This is a genomic window from Ruegeria sp. YKSF070 (assembly GCF_059612725.1).
Map to the genome: position 1 here is coordinate 1 of NZ_JBXWRD010000054.1, position 18,657 is coordinate 18,657.

The window sequence follows — 18,657 nt, forward strand, 5'->3', positions numbered from 1 at the left end:
GGTTTTCTTGCGGCTGCTCGGGCGCAGTAACCCATTCTTTACCAGGTCTTGCGCAGTATGGCGTTATGAATCTCGCCCTCCCACCCCAGAGCCCTGAGCAATGGTTCGATCATTTGTTTACCGCAAAATCCGCCCGTTCCGGCGGTGTGGTGCGCCGCAAGGTGCGGGATATGGAACGGATGGTGGGGCGGGAGGCGTTCCTGGCGGAGATCCGACGCCGTGGTTTCACTGCTGTCGAGAATGCGGGGCAGGTGATCGTGTTCTGCAACGCCGAACCCGTTCGCCTGATCACGGCGCGGGCACAAACTTTCTCTGAAAGTTTGTGATCAAATCCTGAGCAGGATTTGGTTTCAGACTTTCGCGAAAGTCTGACCGCTTTACCTTTCAGCGTTGTACCGCTAGTGCTGGTCCGCGATATCAGGGAGCACGCCATGGCCAACGACCTTTTCAATTCCTTCATGTCCGGGCCTGACGAACAGGGCCGTTTCGGAATCTTCGGGGGGCGTTTTGTCAGCGAGACGTTGATGCCACTGATCCTGTCGTTGGAAGAGGAATATGAGAAGGCCAAGATAGACCCGAGCTTCTGGGCGGAAATGAACGATCTCTGGGCAAACTATGTGGGCCGCCCGTCGCCGCTCTACTTTGCCGAACGGCTGACCCAAGAGCTGGGCGGTGCCAAGGTCTATATGAAACGGGACGAACTGAACCACACCGGTGCGCACAAGATCAACAATGTGCTGGGCCAGATCATCCTGGCGCGCCGAATGGGCAAGACTCGGATCATCGCCGAAACCGGCGCTGGGCAGCATGGTGTTGCGACCGCGACGGTCTGCGCCAAGTTCGGCCTGAAATGCGTGGTCTACATGGGCGCCCATGATGTGCGCCGCCAGGCGCCCAACGTGTTCCGCATGCGCTTGCTGGGGGCTGAGGTTATTCCGGTCACCTCAGGCCGTGGTACGCTAAAGGATGCGATGAATGACGCGCTGCGCGACTGGGTGACCAATGTGCGCGACACCTTCTACTGCATCGGCACGGTTGCTGGCCCGCACCCCTATCCGGCGATGGTGCGCGATTTCCAGTCGATCATCGGCAAGGAAGCCAAGGAACAGATGATGAAGGCAGAGGGCCGTCTGCCGGACACCATCATCGCCGCCATCGGTGGTGGATCGAATGCAATGGGCCTGTTCTACCCCTTCCTCGACGACAAGAGCGTCAACATCATCGGGGTCGAGGCCGGTGGCAAGGGCGTCAACGAGAAGATGGAGCATTGCGCCTCGCTGACCGGTGGCCGCCCCGGTGTGCTGCATGGCAACCGCACCTATCTGCTTCAGGACGACGACGGCCAGATCCTCGAAGGGTATTCGATCTCGGCGGGTCTTGATTATCCCGGTATCGGGCCAGAGCATTCCTGGCTCCATGAGGTCGGGCGCGCCAAATATGTCTCGATCACCGACAAGGAGGCGCTGGAAGCGTTCCAGCTTTGCTGCGCGACCGAGGGGATCATCCCGGCGCTCGAACCCAGCCATGCGCTGGCCCACGTGATGAAGATCGCGCCGGACCTGCCCAAGGATCACATCATCTGCATGAACATGTGTGGCCGGGGTGACAAGGACATCTTTACGGTGGCCAAGTTCCTGGGTTTTGACATGTCCGATACCGAAGGGCGTGACGCAGAGGACTGAGTCGCTTGTTCCGGGTGGCTCCGGTTCAAGGGTTCAGACCCATTCGGAATAAACCAAAGGTGGATGACAGCGGCTCTCGAGGCCGCTGTTCTGCTTTTCGGGATGAGGTGACTTTCGAGCGAATTGCCCGCAACATTCTGAAAAAACTGATAAACCTTTGTTTATTCGCCACTGCTCACATTCTTGTCGTCCTTCTAAACCACAGATCAATTCCCCCCATCGCACCAGTCGTAAAGCTTGAACTCGCCGTTTGGTTTTGACGGTGCGCATTTGCGATGGAGGTATGAAATGCGAAAGACAGTGACATCCAGGGTTGCGGTTGCGGCCGGAGCAATTCTTGTCGGCGGGCTGGTGGGGTTTGCCGAGGCCAGCGTGGTGCAGACCGACCTGAGTGCACCGGATTCGGCGAGCAATTCCGATACGGTAGCGCAGACCGAGGTCGGGAGCTTCGTGGTTGCAGGTCGCGAGGATAACGGGCGTGGCCGCGGTCGCGGACGCGGCGGAGATGATGGCGCGGACCATGATGCGGGCGACGATCACGGCGGTCGCGGACGCGGCGGAGATGATGGCGCGGACCATGATGCGGGCGACGACAACGGCGGTCGCGGACGCGGCGGGGATGACGGCGCGGACCATGATGCGGGCGACGACCATGGCGGTCGCGGGTCCGGCGGGGATGATGGCCCCGGCCACGATGCGGGCGACGATCATGGCGGCCATGGCGATGATGGCCCGGGAGATGACGATTGAACGACCGGGGGTTGCCTTGATCCCGCGAAGCGGCAAACCTGCCGTGACTCCTGCCCTGATCTGGGCAGGAGTCTTGTTGATCAGGTAGGCAAATGGATCGCAGAAGCTTCATCACTTCCGGACTGGCACTGATGTGCTGGGGCGGCGCCCTCTGGGCTCAAACCACGACGGATACGATCACCCGACAGCTCAGGGCGCAGGGGTATACGTCAGTCGAGGTAAGCCGGACCCTGCTGGGGCGTGCGCGGATCGTTGCGAGACGCCCGGGGGAACAGCGCGAAATCATTGTCAATCCTCGGACTGGCGAGATCTTGAGGGATTATTGGCAAGGCAACCGGGTTTCCACTGGTGGCGGCTTGCTCGATCGGTCGCCCGAGACCGAGACCGAAACCGACGACGGTGGTGGCCGGGGGCGCGGTCGGGGCCGGGGCCGAGGAGGCGAGGATTCGAGTTCGGACAGCGGATCAGATGGGGATGACGGCGGCGACGATGGTAGCGACAACAGCGGCCACGGCGGAGGCGACGATGGTGGCAGCGGTTCGGGTGGCGATGGTGACGATTGATCTGCTCCGGATCGGTATTGCCGGGTCTGCGCCCGCATGAGGGGCGTTGCGATCCTGTTGGCGATTGCCGTTGTGCAGACGGTGTGCGCCGTTTTCTTCGTGTCCGATATCTTGTTGACCGTGATCGGCCTGCGTACCACGCCGATCAGTTGGCAGACCCGGGAACTGTTGGAAATCGGCGCGGCAATCGGTTTGCTGCTAGGCGGGGTCCTTGGTTGGCTCGCCTTGAGCCGGACCTGGCGCCGAGCGCACAGGGCTGAGGCCAGGCTGCGTGCCGCATCCGGAGCCTTCATGGAGTTGCTGGACGAACGGTTCGAGGAATGGGGTTTGACGGCGGCCGAACGGGACGTTGCCCTGTTTGCGATCAAGGGGTGCAGCCTTCAGGAAATCGCGGCGCTGCGCAACACCTCCGAAGGGACGGTCAAGGCGCAAACCAACGCGATCTATCGCAAGGCGGGCGTATCTGGGCGCCCCCAATTGCTGGGCCTCTTCATCGAAGACCTGATGACCGGTGACCTGATGCCGGAACAGGCGGGCAAGGATCAGTCGCGCCGGACCGCGTGACGTTCCAGAACTTCCAGCGGAACGACTTCCAGTGCGCGCCTGTGGGTCGCCTCCATGTGCACCTGCGGGCCGCACCCCTCGTCGGCGGCCTGCATGAAGCGCGCCGCACAAAGGCACCAGCGGTCGCCGGGCTTCAACCCGGCAAAGCCGAACTCGGGCCGTGGTGTGCTCAGATCGTTGCCCACATATTTGGAATAGGCCAGGAACTCGGCCGTCATCACGGCACATACCGTGTGGCTGCCCTGATCCTGCGCGCAGGTGTTGCAATGCCCGTCGCGAAAGAAGCCGGTGACGGGATCGGTCGAGCAGGGCGCCAGCGCCCCACCCAGGACATTGAGGCTTGGGTCGGGTGTCATGATCCGATCCTAGAGGCTTTGCGCGATCTTGCGAAACATTTCGATGTTGGCCTCGTTCACGCCATCACCGCGAAAACCGCGATCGGCGCCCGTGGTGACGATCACCACCCCGCGCGGCTGGTCGAAATAGATGTATTGGCCATAGACGCCTCGCGCCAGGAATTCGCCCGGACCGGCGCCAACCGGGATCCACCATTGATAGCCATAGCCGATCTTGCCCGGCGCGGTCGGGGCGCTGGCGGCGGTCGAAACAGCGATCCAGTCCGCCGGGACCACCTGTTTGCCGCCATAGCTACCATTCTGAAGGATCATCTGGCCGAACCGGGCATAGTCACGGGTGGTGAAATTGAGCCCGCCCAGCACAAACGCCACGCCCGCGCCATCGGTGATGTAGTAGCCGTCACGTTCCAACCCCAGCGGCGCGATGATCTTTTCCGCCAGCAGGTCGGTCACGCTGCGCCCTGTCGCACCCCGGATCACCATGCCGATCACATGGGTGTCGATCGAGACATATTGCCAGGTCTCGCCGGGTGCGGCGAAACTGTCGGTGAAGCTCGCCGAGAAATCGTCCAGTGTGCCACCCAGGGCGACCACCCGGCCCATGCGGTTGATGTCGGAATTCTTGTCGAAATAGTCCTCGTCGAAAGTGACGCCGCTGGCCATGTTCAGCACGTTGCGAATGCTGGCCGGTTCATAAGCGCTGCCCTTGAGCTGGGGCGCGTATTTGACAACCGGATCATCGATAGAGGCGATGGCGCCCTCTTCCAGCAGCGCGCCCATGAGGGCGGAGAGATAGCTCTTGGCCACCGACCACGAGATGCGGCGATCGTCGGGTCCGGTGCCGAGATAATACTCCTCGAACCGGATCTGGCCGTCCTTGAGGACAAGAAGAGAGGTGACCGCCCGCGCTTCGATCCAGTCGGTGCCACCTGTTGGCAGCTCATAGGCGGCGCCATGGGGCAGGTCCGAGGTGGGGCCATTGCCCCGGGCGACCGGGGCGGTCAGAAAGGCCGCATCCATATGCGAGAAGTTGGAGATGATCTTTTCGGCGTCGAACAGAGAGTTCACGGCGAGCAGCCGGTTGATCTCTTCCCATTTCCAGACGCCGATGACGCCTGCGGCCAGGATCAGGGCTAGCAGGACCCGGCCCAGCCATTTTCCGAATACGCGCATGTCATTCCTCCGATGGGATTATCCGCTCACGGTGGCAAGGCGGCGCGCGCGGCGCAACTGCTACGTGGCGGCAGCGGGTTATTTGAACCGGTCGACCAGTTTTTGCAGGGCGCTGCGGTCATCGGGCTGGGGCGCGGGGTCTGGGGCTGGCGCTGTCTTTTCGGGCGTTGCCGATGGTGGACGGGCTGTTCCGGTTGAAGAGCGCGGAGGCGCGGTGCGCAGGGCGACCGCGTTCATGAACCGCGCCCCGTCTCCGGTGGCCAGATGCGGCGCACCGTCCGAAACACCACGCAGCACATTGTCCAACCAGTCCTCGTCTGCGCGGGCGAAATCGTGCAACACATAGCCCGCGACCGCCTCTTTGCGGCCGGGATGCCCGATGCCCAGCCGTACCCGGTCATAGGCGGCGCCGATATGGTCGTGGATCGAGCGCAGGCCGTTATGGCCCGCATGTCCGCCGCCCGCCTTGACCTTGACCTTGCCCGGGGCAAGGTCCAGTTCGTCATGCAGGACGGTGATATCGGTGCTGTCAAGCTTGTAGAACCGCATCGCCTCGCCCACCGATTGGCCAGAGCGGTTCATGAAGGTCTCGGGCTTGAGCAGCAGTACCTTCTCACTGCCCAGCCGTCCCTCTGCGATCTGGCCCTGGAACTTGGCGCGCCACGGGCCAAAGCCGTGATCCTCGGCAATCCGGTCCAGCGCCATAAAGCCGATGTTATGCCGGTTGCGGGCGTATTTCGCGCCGGGGTTTCCCAGTCCGACGAACAATCGCATGTCGGGCCTCTTGCTTTGCCAGTTGCCGGTCCTTCTTGCCGCTTGCGGCTGCAAAAGGCCAGACGGCCCTCTGGGCCTGACTACAAAAAAAGGCGGGGCCCAAACGCGGCCCCGCCTTCTGATGGGTTGACGGTCGCGAAGATTATTCTTCGGCTTCGCCTTCGACCTCTTCGGCTTCTTCGTCGTCAGACGAGGATGCCAGACCCGACGGGGCCGAGATGTTGGCGATCACGAAGTCGCGGTCGACAGTCGGCTTGGCACCTGCGGGCAGGTTGACGCTGGAAATGGTCACAACGTCGCCGATGTTCAGGCCCGACAGATCAACGGTGATGCTTTCGGGGATGTCGCCAGCGGTGACTTCCAGTTCGACTTCGGGGCGAACCACGGTCAGCACGCCGCCTTTCTTGAGGCCCGGTGCCGCCGCATGGTTCACGAAGTCCACGTGGATGAACAGCTTGATCCGGCTGGTGCGACGCAGGCGCATCAGGTCCAGGTGGGTCGGCAGGTCCTTGACTACGTCACGCTGCACGTCGCGGCAGATCACGCGGACATCCTCGTGGCCTTCGACCTTGAGGTTGAAAAGGGTCGATTTGAACCGGCCCGCCTTCAGCATCTTGAGCAGACGGTTGAACGGGATCTGGATCGGCAGCGGGTCGTTGTCGCCACCAAATACAATGCCCGGAACCATGCCGTCGCGACGTGCCTGACGAGCGGCGCCCTTGCCTGTCCCCGTCCGTTCCAGAGCTACGAGATCAGGAATCTCTCCAGCCATGCTAATATCTCCAAGGTTAGGGCGGGGTTCCTCCAAGGCTGTAGCCCCGCGTGAAGCCGCGCTCTTACAGTGGATCGGGGTCAAAGGAAAGGGGGATTCGCCCGTTTTTGCCCCGTTTGCCGGTTCAGGCCCAGCGGCCGCCGAAATCCTCGGGCACAAGCAGGTTGTGGCGGCCCAGATCGGCGACATTCTTCTCGCCGCACAGCGCCATAGTGACGTCAAGCTCGCGGTGGATCACTTCGAGTGCCTTGGTCACCCCAGCTTGCCCCATGGCACCCAGACCATAGACAAAGGCGCGCCCGATCATGGTGCCCTTGGCCCCCAGCGCCAGCGCCTTGAGCACGTCCTGACCCGAACGGATACCGCTGTCCAGATGCACCTCGATATCGCCGCCCACCGCATCGATGATTTCGGGCAGAACGCGGATTGAGCTGAGCGCGCCATCGAGTTGGCGGCCACCGTGGTTCGAGACCACGATGGCATCGGCGCCCAGTTTGGCGGCCATTTTCGCATCTTCGGCATCCAGGATACCCTTCAGGATCACCTTGCCGTCCCATTGCTCCATCAGTTTGGCGACCTTGCCCCAATCGAGCGTGGGGTCGAACTGCTCGGCGGTCCAGGCGCCCAGATTGGCGTTATCCGATACGCCTTGAACATGGCCCACGATATTGCCGAAATTGCGCCGCTTGGCGCCCAGCATCTCGATCCCCCAGGCCCATTTGGTCATCAGGTTGGCGATGGTTCTGGGGGTCAGTTTCGGCGGGGCGGACAACCCGTTCTTCAGATCCTTGTGGCGCTGACCCAGGATTTGCAGGTCGAGCGTGATCACCAGCGCCGAACACTTGGCGGCCTTGGCCCGCTGGATCAGGCGGCTGGTATAGTCGGTGTCGCGCATGGTGTAGAGCTGGAACCAGAAGGGGCGGCCCGTGGCCTCGGCCACCTCCTCGATCGAGTTGATCGACATCGTCGACAGCGTAAAGGGCACGCCGAATTCGTTGGCGGCGCGGGCGGCCTTGATCTCGCCATCGGCGTTCTGCATGCCGGTCAGCCCCACGGGTGCCAGCGCCACCGGCATCGCTACGTCCTGCCCGACCATCTGGCTGGCGGTCGAACGGCCGGACATGTCGACGGCAACCCGCTGGCGCAAGCGGATCAGGTCGAAATCCGAGCTGTTCTCGCGAAAGGTCTGTTCTGTCCAGCTGCCGCTTTCGGCATAATCGTAGAACATGCGCGGCACGCGGCGTTCATAGATCCGCTTGAGATCTTCGATATTGGTGATGACGGCCATATCCTGTCCCTCAAAATTGGTTAAATTTGTTTACCAATATTTTTGCCGCTTGGCAACTCGGTCTGGCCGCGACACTGTGCACCGGGCGCTTTAGCAAGGGCAGAGGGCATGACGAAATACTGGGAGGATTTTCCGGTCGGGTTCCGCTACGAGTCCGACCCGTGGGAAATGACGGGTGACGAGATCATGGATTTCGCGCGCAAATGGGACCCGCAACCGTTCCACATCGACCCCGAGGCGGCAAAGGACGGCCCGTTCGGGGGGATCATCGCCAGCGGCTGGCACACGCTCGTCACCGCGTTCGAGCGTTGGTATGCATCGGGCCTCTGGGCCGAGGCCTCGATGGGGTCTCCAGGTATGACCGATGTAAAGTGGATGGTGCCCGTGCGCCCCGGCGACTTGCTGCGGGTGGTGGCAACGGTCACCGAGAGTACCGCGTCGCGTTCGCGACCCGACCGTGGCCGGATCACGGTGCTGAGCGAGATCTACAATCAGGACGGCCAAAAGGTTGCCGAATATTCAGGCATCAACATCCTGCGGCGCCGGCCCTGACGCTCAGGCGCTGTGCGCGCCGTCCGCAAGCGATTTGACAAAGGCCAGAACCTCGGCCACCGGTTTGCCCGCGCCGATCTGGCTCACGATGGCCGAACCCACAACGGCGCCATCGGCGACGCTGGCGATGGCGCGCGATTTCTCGGGCGTGTTGATCCCGAAGCCCACGATAATCGGCAGGTCGGTTGCCGCCTTGATCCGCGCCACTTCCGGGCCGACATCCGTCGCCTGCGCCTCGGCCGCGCCGGTGATCCCGGTGATCGAGACGTAATAGACAAAGCCCGACGTGTTTTGCAGCACGCGCGGCAGACGCTTGTCATCGGTCGTCGGCGTGGCGAGTCGGATGAAGTTCAAACCGGCCGCTTGTGCGGGCAGGCACAATTCGGCGTCTTCCTCGGGCGGCAGGTCGACCACGATCAGCCCGTCGATACCGGCGGCCTTGGCATCGGCCAGAAACCGGTCGACGCCGCGATTGTAGATCGGGTTGTAATAGCCCATCAGGACGATGGGCGTGCTGTTGTCGGTCTTGCGGAACTCGGTCGCCAGATCCAGTGTCCGCTGAAGCGTCATGCCGCCATCAAGCGCACGCTGACCAGCCAGCTGGATCGTGGGACCGTCCGCCATGGGGTCGGTAAAGGGAAGACCCAGTTCGATAACATCCACCCCAGCGCCGGGCAGGCCCTTGACCAGTTCCAGCGAGGTGTCGAAATCCGGATCCCCCGCCATCACATAAGAGACAAAGGCCTTTTTGCCTTGGGCTTTCAACTCGGCGAATTTGGCGTCGATACGGGTCATCGGGCGTCCTTGCGTTCTGCTATCGGCCTGATGTGCAGAAAACCGTGCCGAAAATCAATCCCACACCCGACGCGCAGCTCAGAAAGAGCGGTGGAACCGCAGCAGAACCGAGTTGACGCCCGGGTTGAACTCGGAAATCGAGGCATTCGATTTATGCGTGATCGCCAGCGACAGCGCATCGCCATTGTCAAAGCGGTAACCGACGCCAAACAGGCTGCGCACTTCGAACCGGCTGCCCAGCGTGTTGCTGTCCTCACCCTCGAAATAGACGCCGGGCAGCACGCTGGCCTCGATGAACCAATTCCTGTCCAGGGCATATTCTCCGGCAACGCCCGCGCCCAGGTGGAAATCGCCATTGGCATGCAGCGTCGCCGCCGCAGCCAACCGGGCGCTGAGGCGACCCCGCTCCCAGAACGGCGTGTGCTGGTATTCCAGTGACAGAACCCCCTGATCTTGAGACTGCTCGTGCTGGAAATCTGCGTATCCCGCTCCGAGGATAAGGGATTGCGCCTGCGTTGTGCCGGCAAGCCCAAAGGCCAGGATCGCGGAGAGAAGGAACTGTTTCATATCGCTGCCATTTCTTGTGACGGTGTTCGGCAGGAGAAATGTGTACCGATCGGTAACCCATCAAGTCGCCTCACGCGAGGCTTGCGCAGTCGTGAAGGGATGAAACATGCCGATGCGCGCGCGGCTTGCGCATTTGCGCCGACCCGCCTAGAAGGCCCCGTCAGATGGCATCAGGAGACGGTCATGGGTTTCAAAATGGGTATCGTGGGTCTGCCGAACGTGGGCAAGTCGACCCTGTTCAACGCATTGACCCGCACCGCGGCGGCGCAGGCGGCGAATTTCCCTTTCTGCACCATCGAGCCCAATGTGGGCGAGGTGGGCGTGCCCGATGCCCGGCTGGACAAGCTGGCCGCGATTGCCAAGTCGAAACAGATCATCCCGACCCGCATGACCTTTGTCGATATCGCCGGGCTGGTGAAGGGCGCCTCCAAGGGTGAGGGGCTAGGCAACCAGTTCCTGGCCAATATCCGAGAGGTCGACGCTATCGCCCATGTGCTGCGCTGTTTCGAGGATGGCGACGTGACCCATGTCGAGGGCCGCGTCGACCCGGTGGCCGATGCCGAGACCATCGAGACCGAACTGATGCTCGCCGATCTGGAAAGCATCGAGAAACGCCGCACTAACCTTGTGCGCAAGCTCAAGGGCAATGACAAGGAAGCGCAACAGCAAGATCGTCTGCTGGCCGCAGCGCAGGCCGCGCTGGAAGACGGCAAGCCCGCCCGCGTGGTCGAGGTCAGTGACGAGGACGCCAAGGCGTGGAAGATGCTGCAACTGTTGACCACCAAGCCGGTGCTTTATGTCTGCAACGTCGGCGAGGCAGAGGCTGCCGAGGGCAATGCCCATTCCGCCCGCGTCGCAGAAATGGCCGCCGCGCAGGGCAACAGCCACGTGATCATCTCGGCCCAGATCGAGGAAGAGATCAGCCAGCTTGAAGATGACGAAGCCGCCATGTTCCTCGAAGAGATGGGGCTGGAGGAGGCCGGGCTCGACCGTCTGATCAAGGCGGGCTATGCGCTGTTGCATCTGGAAACCTATTTCACCGTCGGCCCGAAAGAGGCACGCGCCTGGACCATCCGTCAGGGCACTGCTGCGCCGCAGGCGGCGGGCGTGATCCATGGCGATTTCGAAAAGGGCTTCATCCGCGCCGAAACCATCGCCTATGACGACTATATCGCCTGCAACGGCGAGCAGGGCGCCAAGGAAGCGGGCAAGATGCGGGCCGAGGGCAAGAGCTATGTCGTCAAGGACGGCGACGTGCTGCACTTCCTCTTCAACACCTGACCCGATGGGCCGGGCAGCCGGCGCTTGACCGAATCCCCGCCTATGTTAGCGTGCTAACGAGTTTCTCGTTTCGCGGAGGGTGCCATGTCGGGCAAGCTTGTCATCACCAATATCGGCCTTTTGCTGTCGGGCAAGATGGAAGAGCCGATCTATGACGGCGATTGCGTCATTGCCATCGACGGGCGGATCTCGGATTGGGGATACGAGGGTGATCTGGACACCGAGGGCGCCGACACGCTGATCGACGCGAATGGAGTGACGCTGGCACCGGGCCTGATCGATAGCCACGTGCATCCGGTGGTGGGGGACTATACTCCGCGCCAGCAACAGCTGCACTGGATCGACAGCACGTTGCATGGTGGCGTGACCACGCTGATCTCGGCGGGCGAGGTGCATATGCCGGGCCGCCCCAAGGATATCGTCGGCCTCAAGGCAATGGCGATTGCGGCGCAGCGCTGGTACGAGAATTTCCGCCCCTCGGGTGTCAAGGTGATGGCCGGTGCCCCAGTGATCGAACACGGCATGGTCGAGCAGGATTTCAAGGAACTGGCCGATGCCGGGGTCAAGCTGCTGGGCGAGGTCGGTCTGGGCACCGTCAAGGACGGCAAGACCGCCCGCCAGATGGTCGACTGGGCGCGCAAATACGGCATCCAGTCCACCATCCATACCGGCGGCCCCTCGATCCCCGGTTCGGGCCTGATTGACGCCGACATGGTGCTGGAGACCGGGACGGATGTGATCGGCCATATCAACGGCGGCCATTCGGCGCTGCCCGACGATCAGATCATGTGCCTGTGCGAAAACTGCACTGCCGGACTTGAAATCGTGCATAACGGCAACGAACGCGCGGCGCTCTTGACGCTGAACACCGCGCGCGAGTTGAAGCAGATGGACCGGATCATTCTGGGCACCGATGGGCCGGCGGGTTCGGGCGTGCAGCCGCTGGGCATCCTGCGCATGGTGGCGATGCTGTCGGCGCTGGGCAATGTCCCGGCCGAGATCGCCTTTTGCTTTGCCAATGGCAACACCGCCCGCCAGCGCGAGCTGGATACCGGCTTGTTGGAGCGTGGCTATGCCGCCGACTTTGTGCTGATGGACCAGGCTCAGCACGCGCCGGGCAAGACCATTCTGGAATCGGTGCAGCTGGGCAACCTTCCCGGTGTCGGCATGACCGTGATCGACGGGGTGGTGCGCAGCGAGCGCAGCCGCAACACCCCACCCGCAACCCGCTTGCCCCGGATCGTCAGCTAGGGCAGAACCTGCCCTGACGTCACCGGCAGGGAAAGGGCAGGCAGATGAGCGCACCGTTGCATGGGCTGAAAGTGGTCGAACTGGCCCGTATTCTGGCGGGGCCATGGATCGGCCAGACCCTGGCCGATCTGGGCGCCGAGGTGCTCAAGGTCGAAAGCCCCGAGGGCGACGACACCCGCAAATGGGGCCCCCCATTCATCGAGCGCGAGGGCGACCGCTCGGCCGCCTATTTCCATGGTGCCAACCGGGGCAAGACCTCGATCGCGCTGGATTTCGGGGATGCGGGAGATCGCGCCAGGCTGCTGGACCTGATCCGCGAGGCGGATGTGCTGATCGAGAATTTCAAGGTCGGCGGGCTGAAGAAATTCGGCCTCGACTATGACAGCGTCAAAGAGGTCAATCCGCGCCTGGTCTATTGCTCGGTCACCGGGTTTGGACAGGACGGCCCCTATGCTCATCGGGCGGGCTATGACTTCCTGATCCAGGGGATGAGCGGCATCATGGACCTGACCGGCGATCCGGCGGGCGAGCCGCAAAAGATCGGCGTGGCCTTTGCCGATATCTTTACCGGGCTTTACGGCGTCATCGGCATTCAGGCGGCATTGGCGGAACGTGAACGGTCCGGGATGGGTCAGCATGTGGATCTCAGCCTGCTCGACTGCATGACCGGGGTGCTGGCCAATCAGGCGATGAATTTCCTCGCCTCGGGGCAATGCCCGACGCGGCTGGGCAATGCGCATCCCAATATCGTGCCCTATCAGGTGTTTCCGGTGGCCGATGGCCATATCATCATCGCCTGCGGCAATGACCGGCAATATGGCACGCTCTGCACCATCCTTGGGGTGGCCGAGCTGATCAATGACCCACGCTTTGCCACCAATCCCGACCGGGTGGCGCACCGGGCCGAGATGACCGAGCTGTTGACGGCGGCCTGCCTGAAATGGACCAAGGCCGACCTGCTTGCGGCGCTGGAACAGGGCGGTGTGCCGGGCGGGCCGATCAATTCGGTGGCCGAGGCGCTGGCCGACCCGCAGATCGCCCATCGCGCCATGCGGATCGACCCCGAGGGCGTGCCCGGCCTGCGCACGCCGATCCGGTTTTCGCGTTCCGAAATGGTGCTGGACAAGGCCTCGCCGAAAAGGCCGGTCAGATCATGACAGCTTGGCCAGCAGTTTGAGAAAGCTGCGCTGTTCGGCGGGGGATAGCGGGGCGAGCGTGTCGGCGGTGATACGCGCGCCCGCGTCCTTCATCCGGGCCACCAGCGCCGCGCCCTGCGGCGAGAGCGAAATCAGCATCCGCCGCTTGTCGCCCGGATCGGGTTCGGCAAGCATCAACCCCTTTTGCCGCAGCCGGTCGACCACGCCCTTGATCGTGGCCACATCCATCGCGGCCAGACGGCCCAGCTGGTTTTGCGAGCACTTGCCATGTTCGGACAGCCGCACCAGCGCGGCGAACTGGGTCGCGGTCAGCCCCTCGATGGTCTGCGACTGAAAGATCGCGGCATGGCGCTGGCTGGCCAGCCGCAGCAGATAGCCCACTTGATCGTCCAGCCGATAGGGCTCTGCCCTGTGTTGCGCCGTGTCGTCCATCACCCTGTGCACCGGAATTTGCAATGACCCGCCTTACCGCAAGGGCAGGCAGGTCACAACCGTCAGACCGCCAGATACTGTGCCGAGACCTCGGGGCGGGCGTCGAGATCGGCAAAATCCCCCTCGTAGCGCATCGTGCCCTTTTCGATGATATAGGCCCGGTCGGACACCTCGCGCGCGAAATGCAGGTTTTGTTCGGACAGCAGCACCGACAGCCCCTCGCGTTTGAGTTCCGAGATGACATTGGCCATCTGCTCGACGATAAGCGGGGCGATGCCTTCGCTGGGTTCGTCCAGCAGCACCAGTGACGGGTTGCCCATCAGGGTGCGGGCGATGCTCAGCATCTGCTGCTCGCCCCCCGACAGCTGCTTGCCCAGGTTCTGGCGACGCTCGGCCAGGTTGGGAAAGAGCTGGAACAGATGGTCGGTTGACCAGTGCGGTGCGCCCTCGCGGGTCGGGCGGCGGCCCACTTCGAGGTTTTCCTCGACCGTCAACTCGCCAAAGATGCGCCGGTCTTCGGGGACATAGCCGATCCCGGCGCGGCAGATCAGATGCGACGCCCGGCCCAAGATGTTCGCGCCGTCGAGGCGGATGCCGCCGCCGGTCTGACGCACCAGCCCCATCACCGATTTCATGGTGGTGGATTTGCCCGCACCGTTGCGGCCCAACAGCGCCACCACCTCGTTACGGCCCAGTGTCAGCGATACGCCGTTCAGGATTTGCGCGCGCCCATAGCGGGCGGTGAGGCTGTCGATCTCAAGCATTGCCGCGCTCCTTCTCGAAAAGGCGGCCACCGCCCAGATAGACCTCTTGCACCAGCGGGTTGGCGCGGATCTCGGCCCCTGTGCCTTCGGCGATCAACCGGCCGCGATTGAGCACCAGAATGCGGTGGGCATGGGCAAAGACCACGTCCATGTCATGTTCGGTGAACACGACCGAGACATGCCCGCGCGCCACGATATCCGCCGTCAGCGCCATCAGCGCCACGCGTTCTGACGGGGCCATGCCTGCAGTGGGTTCGTCCATCAGCAAGAGCGCCGGCTCATGCGCCAGCGCGATCGCCAGTTCCAGCCGCTTCAGGTCGCCATAGGCCAGTTCCGAGCAGGGCCGGTCCGCTTGTTCGCGCATCGACACCAGATCGAGCAGCCCCATCGCCTCGTCCAGAAACAGCCGGGTCGCCCGCGAAAACAGGTCATAGACCCGGCGGTGATGCGAGATCAGCGCCATCTGCACATTCTCCCGCACCGTCATCGACAGGAAGGTCGCGGTAATCTGAAAGGTGCGTCCGACCCCCAAGCGCCAGATCCGGCGCGGCGGCGTGCCGATCAGCTCGCGCCCGTTCAGTTTGACCGAACCCGCGCTGGGCGGCAGATAGCCGTTGAGCATGTTGAAACAGGTGGTCTTGCCCGCACCATTGGGGCCGATCAGGGCAAGGAACTCACCCTGTCTCAACTCAAAGCTGACATTGTCGACCGCCTGTACCCCGCCAAAGGCCTTGGAAAGGCCGCGTACCTCAAGAACCGGGGTCATGCCGCATCCCTCCGCACCAGCTGGATCAGCCGCCGGACCCCGCCCGCGATCCCGTCAGGCGCCAGCAGGACCACCGTCAGGATGATGCCGCCAAAGATGAAGCGCCAATAGTCGAGCCGGCTGACCCAATCCTCGATCAACACCATCGCCATGGCGCCATAGACGGGTCCCGCCAGCGCATGAATGCCGCCCAACAGCACCATGATCAGCCCGTCGATACTGTGCCCGATGCTGAGCGCGTCGGGAAAGACAGAGCCCTTGGAAAACACGAACACGACGCCCGCCAGCCCCGCCAGCGTTCCGGCCAGCGTAAAGCCCATCCATTGATGGAACCTTGTGTCGATGCCGATCGCCTCGGCCCGGATGCGGCTGTCGCGCACCCCGCGCAGGGTATAGCCAAAGGGCGAATGCGCCACCCGTCTCAGCAGCCAGATTCCACCCAGGCAGAGGACCAGAGCCAGGTAGAAATAGACCTGGTCGGATTTCGCCCATTCGGCGGGCCAGACGCCCAGAATACCGTCATCGCCGCCGGTGAAATCCTGCCACTGAAAGGTGACGCCCCACAGGATCTGTGCCGCCGCCATGGTCAGCATGGCCAGATAGACGCCCGACAGGCGCACGCAGAACCAGCCAAAGAAGAGCGCCGCCAGTGCCGCCGCCACCGGCCCCAGCGCCATGGCGGGCAACATGCCCCAGCCCAGCATCTTGACCGCCATCGCGGCAGCATATGCTCCGACCCCGAAATAGGCCGCATGCCCGAAACTGACCATGCCGCCCACGCCCATCATGAAATGCAGCGACACCGCAAAGAGCGTTGCCACCATCACATCGACCAGCAGGATCGTGGTGAAATCGGACACCACCGCTGGGCTGAAGGCGAGCATTGCCACCAGCGCCAGCAGCACCATGGTCGATCTCTGGTCCAAGAGGCGCAGCGGCTGTTCCGGCTCTTCCGCGCCGCCATGCTCGCTGCCGGGGCGGCCGAACAGCCCATAGGGCCGTACGATCAGCACCGCTGCCATCACGACGAAGGGCAGCACGATGGAAATCTGCGGAAAGATCAGGATGGCGAATGCATTGAGGACCGAGATCAGCACGGCGGCAACAAAGGCCCCCGTGACGCTGCCCATGCCGCCGATCACGACCACCACAAAGGCCTCGCCGATGATCGACAGATCCATTTGCAGCGACACCGCCTCGCGCGGGATTTGCAATGCGCCACCCAGCCCGGCCAGGGCCGAGCCCAGCACGAAGGCCGCCGAGAACAGCCAGGCCTGATTGACGCCGAGGGCGCCCACCATCTCGCGGTCTTGGGTTGCCGCGCGCACCAGCACGCCCCAGCGGGTGCGATGGAACACCAGCCAGATCGCGGCGAGCACGGCGGGGCCGATGGCGATCAGCGCCAGATCGTATTCGGGGATCGGTTCGCCCATCAGGCGCACGGCACGGTCCAGACCGGGCGCGCGTGGCCCCAACAGGTCCTCGGCCCCCCAGATCGCCAGCGTCAGGTCCTGCACGATCAAAACCACACCAAATGTGGCGACCAGCTGGAACAGTTCCGGCGCCCGGTAGATGCGGCGCAGGATGGTCAGTTCCACCACCAGCCCGATGCCGCCCACCAGCACCGCTGCCGCCAGCACGCTGAACCAGTAACCCGGTATGCCGCCCTGTAACGTGGTCACCAGCGTATAGGCCAGATAGGCCCCCAGCATGTAGAACGAGCCATGGGCGAAGTTCACGATCCGGGTCACGCCGAAGATGATCGACAGGCCCGACGCGATCAGGAACAGCGAGGACGCGTTCGCCAGTCCCGTCAGCAATTGTGCGAGATAAAAGCCCATCAGGCCGGTCTTCCTCTGGTCAGGTCAGGGTCCCGAGGGGCGCGCGGCCCCTCGGGTTTCAGGGCGTTACTCCGCCGGGCGCAGCTTGGCGGCCTCTTCCTCCGACGGCAGATAGGCCGCGCCATCGGCATAGGTCCAGTCCACCATCTTGGGCTGGCCATCGACCAACGCGGTCTTGCCCACATAGGCGCCCATGGTCGACTGGTGGTCGGCGGCGCGGAACATGAACGGGCCGGTCGGGCTGCTGCTCACTTCCAGACCTTCCATGGCGGCCAGCATAGCGTCGGTCTCGGTCGAGCCTGCCTTGGTGATCGCGGCGGCAATCGACAGAACCGAGTTATAACCCACGATCGAGCCGGTCTTGGGCGCCTCGCCGAACTTGGCCATATAGGCCTCGGCAAAGGCCTTGTGCTCGGGCGTGTCGATGTCGGTCGAGGGATAGCCGGTCACGATCCAGCCATTCGGCGTCTCGCCCTGAAGCGGCTCCAGATACTCCGGTTCACCGGTCAGCAGCGACACCACGGGTCGGTCGTCGAACAGGTAGCGCAGCGAGCCTTCACGCACGAACTTGGCCAGATCGCCGCCAAAGGTGACGTTATAGATCGCGTCGGGCTTCGATGCCTCAAGCGCGCGCACGGTGGGGCCGGCGTCGATCTTGAAAACCGGCGGCCACTGCTCCTCGACAAACTGCACGTCGGGGCGCAGGCGCGTCAGTTCCGCCTTGAAGGCCGCGACCGCGTCCTGACCATAGGCATAGTTGGGCGCCACGGTGGCCCATTTCACCGCATCCAGCTTGGCCGCCTGTTCGGCCAGCATCGCGGCCTGCATATGGGTCGAGGGACGCAGGCGATAGGTGTATTTGTTGCCCTTGGACCAGACCAGCGCATCGGAGAGCGGTTCCGAGGCCAGAAAGAACACCTGTTTCTGGTTGGCGAAATCCGCGACCGCCAGCCCGATATTGGACAGGAAGGTGCCAAAGATCATCACCGCGCCTTCCTTGGCGATCAATTCCTCGGCGATACGGATGGCGGTGGCCGGGTCGCCAGTGTCGTCGCGGCTGACCACGACAAGGTCCTTGCCCAGCACGCCGCCGGCGGCGTTGATCTGCTCAACGGCCAGCTCCCAGCCCTTCTTGTAGGGCTCGGTAAAGGCGGGCAGGCGGGTATAGCTGTTCACCTCTCCCAGCACGATGGTATCGGCCGCGCGGGCGATCTGTGGCGTCATTGCCGCCAGCGGCAATGCGGCCAGAGCGCCCAGAACGGTACGTCTGATCAGTGTCATGTCATTTCCCTCCGGTTGATCTGTTGGTCTCAAACGGGCCGGTTGCCC

At 63.2% G+C, this 18,657-nt stretch carries 21 protein-coding genes; 9 read left to right on the forward strand and 12 right to left on the reverse strand.

Annotation, left to right across the window (positions count from 1 at the left end):
* The 5 genes from AC2FL1_RS19790 to AC2FL1_RS19810 all read left to right on the forward strand — a co-directional run.
* Positions 1 to 326, forward strand: a 326-nt coding sequence (locus tag AC2FL1_RS19790) for a hypothetical protein (protein ID WP_496878057.1), incomplete at its 5' end; no start/stop codon positions are given.
* A 105-nt stretch (positions 327 to 431) separates the two neighbouring features.
* Complete coding sequence (trpB, locus tag AC2FL1_RS19795; RefSeq protein ID WP_234143089.1) at positions 432 to 1,682, forward strand: tryptophan synthase subunit beta; 1,251 nt, start codon at positions 432 to 434, stop codon at positions 1,680 to 1,682.
* Positions 1,683 to 1,970: 288 nt separating this feature from the next.
* On the forward strand, positions 1,971 to 2,432 hold the full coding sequence (locus AC2FL1_RS19800; RefSeq protein ID WP_496878058.1) for a hypothetical protein: 462 nt from the start codon (positions 1,971 to 1,973) through the stop codon (positions 2,430 to 2,432).
* 92 nt (positions 2,433 to 2,524) lie between these two features.
* Positions 2,525 to 2,995: a hypothetical protein gene (locus AC2FL1_RS19805; RefSeq protein ID WP_496878059.1), complete on the forward strand. Its 471-nt coding sequence runs from the start codon at positions 2,525 to 2,527 to the stop codon at positions 2,993 to 2,995.
* 99 nt (positions 2,996 to 3,094) lie between these two features.
* The gene (locus tag AC2FL1_RS19810; RefSeq protein WP_496878060.1) at positions 3,095 to 3,559 is read left to right on the forward strand and encodes a helix-turn-helix transcriptional regulator; all 465 of its coding nucleotides are present in this window, start codon (positions 3,095 to 3,097) and stop codon (positions 3,557 to 3,559) included.
* On the opposite strand, the gene AC2FL1_RS19815 is transcribed toward AC2FL1_RS19810, so the two are convergent.
* The 5 genes from AC2FL1_RS19815 to AC2FL1_RS19835 all read right to left on the reverse strand — a co-directional run bounded on the left by AC2FL1_RS19815 (position 3,538) and on the right by AC2FL1_RS19835 (position 7,922).
* A complete protein-coding gene (locus AC2FL1_RS19815) occupies positions 3,538 to 3,915 on the reverse strand; it encodes a DUF2237 family protein (protein WP_496878061.1) in 378 nt (125 codons plus the stop codon). The two genes, AC2FL1_RS19810 and AC2FL1_RS19815, sit on opposite strands and share 22 nt — an antisense overlap.
* Before the next feature lie 9 nt (positions 3,916 to 3,924).
* Positions 3,925 to 5,088, reverse strand: coding sequence for a serine hydrolase domain-containing protein (locus AC2FL1_RS19820; protein ID WP_496878062.1), 1,164 nt, complete (start codon positions 5,086 to 5,088; stop codon positions 3,925 to 3,927).
* A gap of 78 nt (positions 5,089 to 5,166) precedes the next feature.
* Positions 5,167 to 5,862, reverse strand: coding sequence for an aminoacyl-tRNA hydrolase (pth, locus tag AC2FL1_RS19825; protein ID WP_496878063.1), 696 nt, complete (start codon positions 5,860 to 5,862; stop codon positions 5,167 to 5,169).
* A 142-nt stretch (positions 5,863 to 6,004) separates the two neighbouring features.
* Complete coding sequence (locus tag AC2FL1_RS19830; protein ID WP_496829044.1) at positions 6,005 to 6,634, reverse strand: 50S ribosomal protein L25/general stress protein Ctc; 630 nt, start codon at positions 6,632 to 6,634, stop codon at positions 6,005 to 6,007.
* A gap of 124 nt (positions 6,635 to 6,758) precedes the next feature.
* On the reverse strand, positions 6,759 to 7,922 hold the full coding sequence (locus tag AC2FL1_RS19835; protein ID WP_496878064.1) for an alpha-hydroxy acid oxidase: 1,164 nt from the start codon (positions 7,920 to 7,922) through the stop codon (positions 6,759 to 6,761).
* Between the two features lie 108 nt (positions 7,923 to 8,030).
* On the opposite strand from AC2FL1_RS19835, the gene AC2FL1_RS19840 reads away from it, so the two are divergent.
* Positions 8,031 to 8,474 (forward strand): MaoC family dehydratase, encoded by a 444-nt coding sequence (locus AC2FL1_RS19840; protein ID WP_234140030.1) that lies wholly within the window; start codon positions 8,031 to 8,033, stop codon positions 8,472 to 8,474.
* Positions 8,475 to 8,477: 3 nt separating this feature from the next.
* Here the strand turns inward: AC2FL1_RS19840 and trpA are convergent, their stop codons facing one another.
* Both trpA and AC2FL1_RS19850 read right to left on the reverse strand, forming a co-directional pair.
* Positions 8,478 to 9,269, reverse strand: coding sequence for a tryptophan synthase subunit alpha (trpA, locus tag AC2FL1_RS19845; protein ID WP_234140029.1), 792 nt, complete (start codon positions 9,267 to 9,269; stop codon positions 8,478 to 8,480).
* A gap of 78 nt (positions 9,270 to 9,347) precedes the next feature.
* Positions 9,348 to 9,836 carry an acyloxyacyl hydrolase gene (locus AC2FL1_RS19850; RefSeq protein WP_234140028.1) on the reverse strand — a complete coding sequence of 163 codons (489 nt, stop codon included), beginning with the start codon at positions 9,834 to 9,836 and terminating at the stop codon, positions 9,348 to 9,350.
* 183 nt (positions 9,837 to 10,019) lie between these two features.
* Here AC2FL1_RS19850 and ychF point away from each other — a divergent pair, with 183 nt between their 5' ends.
* From ychF to AC2FL1_RS19865, 3 genes are all read left to right on the forward strand, one after another.
* Positions 10,020 to 11,117, forward strand: a complete 1,098-nt coding sequence (gene ychF / locus AC2FL1_RS19855) for a redox-regulated ATPase YchF (RefSeq protein ID WP_496878065.1) — start codon at positions 10,020 to 10,022, stop codon at positions 11,115 to 11,117.
* An 84-nt stretch (positions 11,118 to 11,201) separates the two neighbouring features.
* Positions 11,202 to 12,368 (forward strand): amidohydrolase family protein, encoded by a 1,167-nt coding sequence (locus AC2FL1_RS19860; protein ID WP_496878066.1) that lies wholly within the window; start codon positions 11,202 to 11,204, stop codon positions 12,366 to 12,368.
* 44 nt (positions 12,369 to 12,412) lie between these two features.
* The gene (locus AC2FL1_RS19865; protein ID WP_496878067.1) at positions 12,413 to 13,525 is read left to right on the forward strand and encodes a CaiB/BaiF CoA transferase family protein; all 1,113 of its coding nucleotides are present in this window, start codon (positions 12,413 to 12,415) and stop codon (positions 13,523 to 13,525) included.
* On the opposite strand, the gene AC2FL1_RS19870 is transcribed toward AC2FL1_RS19865, so the two are convergent.
* The 5 genes from AC2FL1_RS19870 to AC2FL1_RS19890 form a co-directional block, all read right to left on the reverse strand.
* The gene (locus AC2FL1_RS19870; RefSeq protein ID WP_496878068.1) at positions 13,520 to 13,957 is read right to left on the reverse strand and encodes a MarR family winged helix-turn-helix transcriptional regulator; all 438 of its coding nucleotides are present in this window, start codon (positions 13,955 to 13,957) and stop codon (positions 13,520 to 13,522) included. The genes AC2FL1_RS19865 and AC2FL1_RS19870 overlap by 6 nt on opposite strands.
* Positions 13,958 to 14,019: 62 nt before the next feature.
* Positions 14,020 to 14,721 (reverse strand): ABC transporter ATP-binding protein, encoded by a 702-nt coding sequence (locus AC2FL1_RS19875; protein ID WP_496878069.1) that lies wholly within the window; start codon positions 14,719 to 14,721, stop codon positions 14,020 to 14,022.
* Positions 14,714 to 15,487, reverse strand: a complete 774-nt coding sequence (locus tag AC2FL1_RS19880; protein ID WP_496878070.1) for an ABC transporter ATP-binding protein — start codon at positions 15,485 to 15,487, stop codon at positions 14,714 to 14,716. Before AC2FL1_RS19880 ends, AC2FL1_RS19875 begins: the two co-directional genes overlap by 8 nt.
* Entirely contained in the window at positions 15,484 to 17,328 is a 1,845-nt protein-coding gene (locus AC2FL1_RS19885; RefSeq protein ID WP_496878071.1) for an ABC transporter permease, read from the reverse strand. The genes AC2FL1_RS19880 and AC2FL1_RS19885 overlap by 4 nt, the downstream gene beginning before the upstream one ends.
* A 66-nt stretch (positions 17,329 to 17,394) precedes the next feature.
* The gene (locus AC2FL1_RS19890; protein WP_496878072.1) at positions 17,395 to 18,609 is read right to left on the reverse strand and encodes an ABC transporter substrate-binding protein; all 1,215 of its coding nucleotides are present in this window, start codon (positions 18,607 to 18,609) and stop codon (positions 17,395 to 17,397) included.
* Between the last annotated feature and the right edge of the window lie 48 nt (positions 18,610 to 18,657).

Excerpts from the sequence above, each read along its gene's own strand:
- AC2FL1_RS19870 (WP_496878068.1), bottom strand. The coding sequence starts at position 13,957 with ATGGACGACACGGCGCAACACAGGGCAGAGCCCTATCGGCTGGACGAT.
- AC2FL1_RS19850 (WP_234140028.1), bottom strand. The coding sequence starts at position 9,836 with ATGAAACAGTTCCTTCTCTCCGCGATCCTGGCCTTTGGGCTTGCCGGC.
- pth (WP_496878063.1), bottom strand. The coding sequence starts at position 5,862 with ATGCGATTGTTCGTCGGACTGGGAAACCCCGGCGCGAAATACGCCCGC.
- trpB (WP_234143089.1), top strand. The coding sequence starts at position 432 with ATGGCCAACGACCTTTTCAATTCCTTCATGTCCGGGCCTGACGAACAG.
- AC2FL1_RS19835 (WP_496878064.1), bottom strand. The coding sequence starts at position 7,922 with ATGGCCGTCATCACCAATATCGAAGATCTCAAGCGGATCTATGAACGC.
- AC2FL1_RS19875 (WP_496878069.1), bottom strand. The coding sequence starts at position 14,721 with ATGCTTGAGATCGACAGCCTCACCGCCCGCTATGGGCGCGCGCAAATC.
- AC2FL1_RS19840 (WP_234140030.1), top strand. The coding sequence starts at position 8,031 with ATGACGAAATACTGGGAGGATTTTCCGGTCGGGTTCCGCTACGAGTCC.
- AC2FL1_RS19815 (WP_496878061.1), bottom strand. The coding sequence starts at position 3,915 with ATGACACCCGACCCAAGCCTCAATGTCCTGGGTGGGGCGCTGGCGCCC.
- AC2FL1_RS19865 (WP_496878067.1), top strand. The coding sequence starts at position 12,413 with ATGAGCGCACCGTTGCATGGGCTGAAAGTGGTCGAACTGGCCCGTATT.
- ychF (WP_496878065.1), top strand. The coding sequence starts at position 10,020 with ATGGGTTTCAAAATGGGTATCGTGGGTCTGCCGAACGTGGGCAAGTCG.
- AC2FL1_RS19820 (WP_496878062.1), bottom strand. The coding sequence starts at position 5,088 with ATGCGCGTATTCGGAAAATGGCTGGGCCGGGTCCTGCTAGCCCTGATC.
- AC2FL1_RS19805 (WP_496878059.1), top strand. The coding sequence starts at position 2,525 with ATGGATCGCAGAAGCTTCATCACTTCCGGACTGGCACTGATGTGCTGG.
- AC2FL1_RS19880 (WP_496878070.1), bottom strand. The coding sequence starts at position 15,487 with ATGACCCCGGTTCTTGAGGTACGCGGCCTTTCCAAGGCCTTTGGCGGG.
- AC2FL1_RS19860 (WP_496878066.1), top strand. The coding sequence starts at position 11,202 with ATGTCGGGCAAGCTTGTCATCACCAATATCGGCCTTTTGCTGTCGGGC.
- AC2FL1_RS19885 (WP_496878071.1), bottom strand. The coding sequence starts at position 17,328 with ATGGGCTTTTATCTCGCACAATTGCTGACGGGACTGGCGAACGCGTCC.
- AC2FL1_RS19800 (WP_496878058.1), top strand. The coding sequence starts at position 1,971 with ATGCGAAAGACAGTGACATCCAGGGTTGCGGTTGCGGCCGGAGCAATT.
- AC2FL1_RS19890 (WP_496878072.1), bottom strand. The coding sequence starts at position 18,609 with ATGACACTGATCAGACGTACCGTTCTGGGCGCTCTGGCCGCATTGCCG.
- AC2FL1_RS19830 (WP_496829044.1), bottom strand. The coding sequence starts at position 6,634 with ATGGCTGGAGAGATTCCTGATCTCGTAGCTCTGGAACGGACGGGGACA.
- trpA (WP_234140029.1), bottom strand. The coding sequence starts at position 9,269 with ATGACCCGTATCGACGCCAAATTCGCCGAGTTGAAAGCCCAAGGCAAA.